The sequence below is a fragment of the Acidocella sp. genome (genome assembly GCF_052326845.1).
In the GTDB taxonomy this organism is placed as follows: Bacteria; Pseudomonadota; Alphaproteobacteria; order Acetobacterales; family Acetobacteraceae; genus Acidocella.
In genome coordinates, this window is the sequence record NZ_JBKQJR010000212.1 from 1 (window position 1) to 7,264 (window position 7,264).

Here is a 7,264-nt window from a genome sequence, read left to right on the forward strand (position 1 = left end):
TGATCGCAATGAAGCTGGATGAGGACGATCATCTGATCGGTGTTGCCACCTGCCGTGACGGGGATGATGTGTTCCTTGCCACAAAGCTTGGCCGCTGCATCCGCTTCCAGATCACCGATGAGAATCTGCGTGTGTTCTCTGGGCGCGACTCCACTGGCGTGCGCGGCGTCAGGCTCGGCGCGGGGGATGAGGTGATGAGCCTCTCCGTGCTGCGCCATGTCGAGGCCAGCGTGGAGGAGCGCGCCGCGTATCTGAAGCAGCGCCGCAGCGCGGATGAAGAGGCCGAAGCCACCGAGGCCGAGGAAAGCGTGGCGGACGTCGCCCTCTCCGAGGCGCGGATCGCCGAGTTGGCAGCGGCGGAGGAGGTTCTGCTCACCGTCACCGACTCGGGCTTTGGCAAGCGCTCCTCGGCCTATGAATACCGCGTCACCGGCCGCGGCGGGCAGGGCATCGCCAACATCACGCTGAATGCGCGCCGTAACGGCAATGCGGTGGCGGCCAGCTTCGCCGTGCGCCCGGGTGATGACATCATGCTCGTCACCGATGGCGGGCGCCTCATCCGCGTGCCGGTGGACCAGGTGCGCATCACCGGCCGCGCCTCCATGGGTGTCACGCTGTTCCGCCTGGACGAGGACGAGCGCGTGACCAGCGTGTTCCCGGTGCTGGAGCAGGAGGCTGAGGATGCGTGAGCGAATCGCGCTTTATCCTGGCACCTTCGACCCGATCACCAACGGGCATGTCGACATTATCACCCGCGCCGCCAAGCTGGTGGACAAGCTGGTGATCGGCGTCGCGGTGAATCCTGGCAAGGGGCCAATCTTCAGCCTGGAGGAGCGGGTGGCGCTGGTGGAAGCCGAGGTGCGGCCCATTGCCAAGCGCGCCGGTATCGCGGTGGAGGTCCGCCCGTTCTCGACGCTGCTGATCGCCTTCGCGCGCGAGGTCGGGGCGCAGATGATCGTGCGGGGCCTGCGCGCCGTTTCCGATTTCGACTATGAATTCCAGATGACCGGGATGAATTACCGGCTTGATTCCAAGATCGAGACCGTGTTCCTGATGGCGAGCGAGACGCACCAGTTCATCTCCTCGCGATTCGTGAAGGACATCGCCATCTTTGGCGGTGACATCACGAGTTTCGTGCCGAAGCTGACGGCCGAAAAAACCATGGCGAAACTGAAAGGTGAAGCATGATCGACCGCCGCAAATTTCTCACCACCGCCGCCGCAATTCCTCTTTCAACCGGAGTTTCCATGAGCGAAGCGCAAGCCGACACCTCCACCTCCACCACGCTGAAGATGACGCTGAAATACGGCGACGTCACGATTCAGCTGCGCCCGGACCTCGCGCCGCAAGCCTCCGAGCGGCTGCGCACCCTCGCGGCCCAGGGCTTCTACGATGGCTGCAAGTTCTTCCGCGTCATCGCCGGATTCATGGCGCAGACGGGCGACCCGACCAATACCGGCATGAACGGCTCGCAGCTTCCTAACCTGCCCGCCGAGTTCACGCAGGATGCCAGCTTCCTCACCGGCACGGTGGGCATGGCCCGCACCTCGGACCCCGACTCCGCCAACTCCCAGTTCTTCATCTGTTTCGCCCCGTCCACCTTCCTGGACGGCCAGTACACCATTGTCGGCCAGGTGACGGCGGGCATGGATGCTGTGCAGCAGATCAAGAAGGGCACCGGCTCCAACGGCCAGGTGCAGGACCCGGATTCCATCATCAAGATGGTCGTGGTCTAAGAGGCTGTATCACAGTCTACTCTGGCGGCTGCCTAGCAGCGTTTTTCTGCGCTCCGGTGCTCGAAAATCACAGCTATTCAGCACGCCAGAGCGACTTCTGAAACAACCTCTAACCCGTCTCTTGACTTGGGGGGCGGAAAGATGGTTCTTGCCCCCAACGAGGGGTGTCCGCGCGGCACCCCTTTTAAACTCTTGTGAGCCTGTAGCTCAGTGGTAGAGCATCCGACTTTTAATCGGACGGCCGTGGGTTCGACCCCCACCGGGCTCACCAAGGTTTCAACGTCCACGCGATTTTCATGTTGTTCGCACAACCTTTGGAAGGTGCTATGGTTGTGGCATGGAACGGGACAAAATCGGTATCATCACAGGTTTGACCGCGGAAGCGCGCTGGCTGCGCGAGGCGGGTTTCATGGTCCAGGCGGGCGGCGGTACCCCTTACGGGGCCCAGCGCGCGGCCGAGGCGCTGGCCAAGGCCGGTGCCCAGGGGCTGATCAGCTTCGGCCTGGCGGGCGGGCTGAAGCCCGGGCTGAAGCCAGGCAGTATCCTTGTCCCTCCGGCCGTGATTGAGGGCAGCCGCACCTATGTCTGCGATTTCAGGCTGATGGAATTCCTCGGCGGTTCCACGGGAACGCCCGTGCTCGCCGGGCAGAAGATCGCCGCCACCACGCACGACAAAGCCTTGCTGTACCAGCGCAGCCGCCCCGCCGCCATCGATCTCGAATCGGGCGCGGTCGCCCGAGTCGCGACGGAGAAGGCGCTGCCCTTCGCGGTATTGCGTGCCGTGACTGACCCGGCCGAACTGGACCTGCCGCTCGCCGCGATGGTGGCGCTGAAGGACGATGGCAGCGTGGATCTGGGCAAGGTGCTGATCGCGGTGCTGAAGCAGCCGAAGCAGATTCCCGCTCTTATCGCCCTGGGCAAGGATGCCAAGGCGGCCCGCGCCGCGCTGATCGCCCGGGTGAAAACCCTCCCGGCGCGGACTTTCTAGCTTTTCCCAAAGAAAAGGGGGCTTAAAGCCCCCTTTTTGCATCACTCCGCCGGCAGGGCGGAGGCCTTCTTCTCGTGGATCTCGGCCATCTTGGTCTCGACATGCTTGGAGAACACGTTGAAATCCGCCTTGCGGGCGTTGTCCAGCGGGATGTCCTTGGCCATCGCGCCTTCGGTCTTGATGCCGGTGAGGGCGAATTGCGCCAGCTTCCAAGGATTCTTGATGGAGTCCATCACGGCGGTGGCCTCGAAGCCCGAGTGCACCATGCAGTCGGCGCATTTCTCGTAATTGCCGACGCCGTATTTATCCCAGTCGGTGGTTTCCATCAGCTCCTTGAAGCTCTTGGCGTAGCCTTCGCCGAGCAGGTAGCAGGGGCGCTGCCAGCCGAACACGTTGCGGGTCGGGTTGCCCCAGGGCGTGCAGGCATAGGTCTGGTTGCCGGCTAGGAAGTCCAGGAACAGCGGGGACTGCGTGAACTTCCACTTCTTGCCACGCTTGGCGCTCTCCTTGCCGCGGCGGAAGATGGCGCGGAACAGTTCCTTGGTCCGGGTGCGGTTGAGGAAGTGCTGCTGGTCCGGCGCGCGCTCATAGGCGTAGCCGGGGGAGGTCATCACGCCCTCGATGTCCATGTCCGCGACGGTGTCGAAGAACTTCGCCACGCGGTCCGGGTCGGCGCCATCGAACAGGGTGCAGTTGATGCTGGTGCGGAAGCCCTTGGACTTGGAGAGCTGGATCGCGGCCACGGCGCGCTCGTACACGCCTTCCTGGTCCACGGCGCGGTCGTGCATCTCCTTGTCGCCGTCCAGGTGGATATCCCAGCAGAAATTCTTGTGCGGCTTGTATTGGTCGATCTTCTTTTCCAGCAGCAGCGCGTTGGTGCACAGGATCACGAACTTGCCCATCTTCAGATAGGCCTCCACGATCTGCGGCATCTCCTTGTGCAGCAGCGGCTCGCCGCCGGCGATGGCGATGATCGGCGCCGGGCATTCCTCGGCGGCCTTGATCGCGTCCTCAACCGAGATGCGCTGGTTCAGGATCTCGTTCGGATAGTCGATCTTGCCGCAGCCCTGGCAGGCCAGGTTGCAGCGGAATAGCGGCTCCAGCATCAGCACCAGCGGGTAGCGCTTGTTGCCCTTGAGATGCTGCTTGACGACATAGGCGCCCACACGCAGCGCCTGGTTCAACGGTACACCCATATTAAGCCCCGTCCTTTATAATATTTATATGCTGGCCACTTCGGCCGGCAGTTTGAATTTAACGTCTTCCGGCGTGCCCGCCAGGAGTTCGACCTTCACGTTGCCGAATTGCTTCAGCCCCTCGATCACGCCCTGCACCAGCACTTCCGGCGCGGAAGCGCCGGCGGTCAGCCCCACGGTGGTCACGCCCTGGAACCATTCCGGCTTCAGGGCGGAGGCGTCGTCGATAAGATAGGCCGGGTGGCCCAGCTCGGCGCCAATCTCGCGCAAGCGGTTGGAATTGGAGGAGTTTTTGCTGCCCACGACGAGGATCATTTCCACCAGCTCGGCCAACTGGTGCACCGCCTCCTGGCGGTTCTGGGTCGCGTAGCAGATATCCTTCACATCCGGCCCGGTGATCTGGGGGAAGCGGGCCTGCAGCGCCGCGATGATGCCGCGTGTGTCGTCTACCGAGAGGGTGGTCTGGGTGATGTAGGCCAGCTTGTCCGGGTCCTGGACTTCCAGCGTCTCAGCGTCCTCGACCGTCTGCACCAGGTACACGGTGCCATCGATCTGGCCGATCGTGCCCTCAACCTCGGCATGGCCGGCATGCCCAATCAGCACAATCTCGCGGCCCTGGCCGGCGTAGCGTCGGCCTTCGGCATGCACCTTGGCGACCAGCGGGCAGGTGGCGTCGATCACCGGCAGGGTGCGGTCGGCCGCGGCCTGCACCACCTTGCGGGCCACGCCATGGGCGGAGAACACGGTCCAGGCGCCTTCCGGCACCTCGTCCAGCTCGTCCACGAACACGGCGCCGCGGGCGCGGAGGTCTTCCACGACATGACGGTTATGCACGATTTCATGGCGGACATAGATCGGCGGGCCGAATTTGGTCAGGGCGCGCTCCACGATGTCGATCGCCCGCTCCACGCCTGCGCAGAATCCGCGCGGCTGGGCGAGGATCACTCGTATCGTCTTAGTGGTCTGGGCACCGTCCATATCGTCCGTCCTGTTGCCTGTGGGTCACGCTGCGTGGCTTTCTCATGCCTGCAATAGGTCATTGCTTCCATAATCCGCAAGCTTGGGGATATGAAGAAGTTTCTTACCCGCCGGTTTGAGCGGGGTAGCATGGCTGGCTTTTCTATTCGGGGTCCCTTATGTGTCCGAGAATCTCGGAGTAACAGACGGCCCGCCGGAAAAGGCAGTCTGGGTTTTTTTGGTTAGAGCGAAGGACGAAACCATAATGCGGAATCAAGAGGCGCGGCTTACTGGGGGAACTCACTGATGCCGCCGCGGACACCGCTTCTCGACAGGGTTAAGATTCCCGCCGACCTGCGTAATTTTTCCGCCGACCAGCTGAAGCAGCTGGCTGACGAACTGCGCGCCGAGACCATCGACACGGTTTCCACCACCGGCGGGCATCTCGGCTCGTCGCTTGGCGTGGTTGAGCTGACGGTCGCCATCCATGCGGTGTTCGAGACCCCGCGTGACCGCCTGATCTGGGACGTCGGCCACCAGTGCTACCCGCACAAGATCCTCACCGGCCGGCGTGACCGCATCCGCACCCTGCGCCAGCCGGGCGGGCTCTCGGGCTTCACCCGCCGTTCCGAGAGCGAGTACGACCCGTTCGGCGCCGCCCATTCCTCCACCTCCATCTCCGCCGGGCTCGGCATGGCCGTGGCCCGCGACCTGAAGCAGGAGCCGGACCCGCGCAACGTCATCGCCGTGATCGGCGACGGCTCGATGAGTGCTGGCATGGCCTATGAGGCGATGAACAACGCGGGGGCCATGAAGTCCCGCCTGATCGTCATCCTCAACGACAACGACATGTCGATCGCCCCGCCCGTGGGGGCGATGAGCGCCTATCTGTCCAAGCTGATCTCGTCGCGCAGCTTCATGAGCCTGCGGGATTTCGCCGCCAAGATGGCCAAGCACTTCCCGCGCCAGATCGGGCAGACTGCCCGCCGCGCCGAGGAATACGCCCGTGGCATCCTCACCGGCGGCACGCTGTTTGAGGAGCTCGGCTTCTATTATGTCGGGCCCATCGATGGCCATAATCTAGACCACTTGCTGCCGGTGCTGCGCAACCTGCGTGACTCGGACTCGCAGGAGCCGGTGCTGCTGCATGTCGTCACCAAGAAGGGGAAGGGCTATGCCCCGGCCGAGGCGGCGGCGGACATGTACCACGGCGTCTCCCAGTTCAACGTCATCACCGGCGAGCAGAAGAAGGCTCCGCCCGGCCCGCCGACCTATACCTCCGTGTTCGCCAAGGCGCTGATCGCCGAGGCGGAGGCGAATCCGAACGTCGTCGCCGTTACGGCCGCCATGTCTCCCGGCACCGGGCTGGACAAGTTCGAGGCGAAATTCCCCAACCGCATGTTCGATGTCGGCATCGCCGAGCAGCATGCGGTGACCTTCGCCGCCGGCATGGCGACGGAAGGGCTGGCCCCGTTCTGCGCCATCTATTCCACCTTCCTGCAGCGCGGTTACGACCAGCTGGTGCATGACGTGGTGCTGCAGAACCTGCCCGTCCGCTTCGCCATGGACCGTGCCGGTCTGGTGGGCGCCGACGGCGCGACCCATGCCGGCGCTTACGACATGTGCTTCCTCGGCCCGATGCCGAACATGGTGATCATGGCGCCGTCGGACGAGCTCGAGCTGATGCACGCCGTGGCCACCGCCGCCGCCATCGACGACCGTCCCTCCGCCTTCCGCTACCCGCGCGGCGAGGGGCTGGGTGTGGCACTGCCGGCCCGTGGCTCGGTATGGGAGATCGGCAAGGGCCGCATCCTGCAGGAAGGTGGCAAGATCGCCATCCTGGCCCTCGGCCCGCGTTTGGCCGATGCCCGGATCGCCGCCGATGAGCTCGCCGCGCGCGGGTTCCCCTGCACCGTGGCCGATGCCCGTTTCATGAAGCCGCTCGACACGGCCATGATCGACCAGCTCGCCCGCCACCACGAGGTGCTGATCACAATCGAGGAAGGTGCGGCGGGTGGCTTCGGCGCTGCCGTGGCGCATCGCCTGGCCTGGACCGGCGCCTTCGACAAGGGGCTGAAGTTCCGTCCGATGACCCTGCCGGACCGGCTGATCGACCACAACACCCCGGTGGCACAGCTGATCGATGCCGGGCTGACCGCCAGCCACATCGTGACCCACGCAATTTCGGCATTAGGCATCGAATCAATGCATGATGCGTTCGCAATTCCGGCACAGTGATCCTTTATTAAGGATCGCATGAAACCACCTTTCAATGAGGGTCACATGAAGACATCTATCAAGGCCTCGCTGCTGGCTCTGGGTTTCTTCCTGGTGCAGGCGGCGTTCGCCGCCACGCCGGAGTCGGCCCCCGCCACGGCGCTTGACGA

The 7,264-nt window shown here is 64.0% G+C and carries 7 protein-coding genes and 1 tRNA gene; 6 read left to right on the forward strand and 2 right to left on the reverse strand.

What is annotated here, in order from left to right; genetic code table 11:
• The 5 genes from ACLPJJ_RS14085 to ACLPJJ_RS14105 all read left to right on the forward strand — a co-directional run.
• Positions 1–689 (forward strand): DNA gyrase C-terminal beta-propeller domain-containing protein (locus ACLPJJ_RS14085; protein WP_443591620.1); only part of this gene is annotated, 689 nt, incomplete at its 5' end.
• A complete protein-coding gene (gene coaD / locus ACLPJJ_RS14090; protein ID WP_443591621.1) occupies positions 682–1,188 on the forward strand; it encodes a pantetheine-phosphate adenylyltransferase in 507 nt (168 codons plus the stop codon). The genes ACLPJJ_RS14085 and coaD, both read left to right, overlap by 8 nt.
• 59 nt (positions 1,189–1,247) lie before the next feature.
• A complete protein-coding gene (locus ACLPJJ_RS14095) occupies positions 1,248–1,736 on the forward strand; it encodes a peptidylprolyl isomerase (protein ID WP_443591622.1) in 489 nt (162 codons plus the stop codon).
• Positions 1,737–1,932: 196 nt separating this feature from the next.
• A tRNA-Lys gene (locus ACLPJJ_RS14100) sits at positions 1,933–2,007 on the forward strand.
• Positions 2,008–2,073: 66 nt separating this feature from the next.
• Positions 2,074–2,724 (forward strand): phosphorylase family protein, encoded by a 651-nt coding sequence (locus ACLPJJ_RS14105; protein ID WP_443591623.1) that lies wholly within the window; start codon positions 2,074–2,076, stop codon positions 2,722–2,724.
• A gap of 41 nt (positions 2,725–2,765) precedes the next feature.
• On the opposite strand, the gene hpnH is transcribed toward ACLPJJ_RS14105, so the two are convergent.
• Positions 2,766–3,920, reverse strand: coding sequence for an adenosyl-hopene transferase HpnH (gene hpnH / locus ACLPJJ_RS14110; RefSeq protein WP_443591624.1), 1,155 nt, complete (start codon positions 3,918–3,920; stop codon positions 2,766–2,768).
• Between the two features lie 24 nt (positions 3,921–3,944).
• Positions 3,945–4,898 (reverse strand): 4-hydroxy-3-methylbut-2-enyl diphosphate reductase, encoded by a 954-nt coding sequence (ispH, locus tag ACLPJJ_RS14115; RefSeq protein WP_443591625.1) that lies wholly within the window; start codon positions 4,896–4,898, stop codon positions 3,945–3,947.
• Between the two features lie 285 nt (positions 4,899–5,183).
• Here ispH and dxs point away from each other — a divergent pair, with 285 nt between their 5' ends.
• Positions 5,184–7,115 carry a 1-deoxy-D-xylulose-5-phosphate synthase gene (gene dxs, locus ACLPJJ_RS14120; protein ID WP_443591626.1) on the forward strand — a complete coding sequence of 644 codons (1,932 nt, stop codon included), beginning with the start codon at positions 5,184–5,186 and terminating at the stop codon, positions 7,113–7,115.
• Positions 7,116–7,264 lie beyond the last annotated feature (149 nt).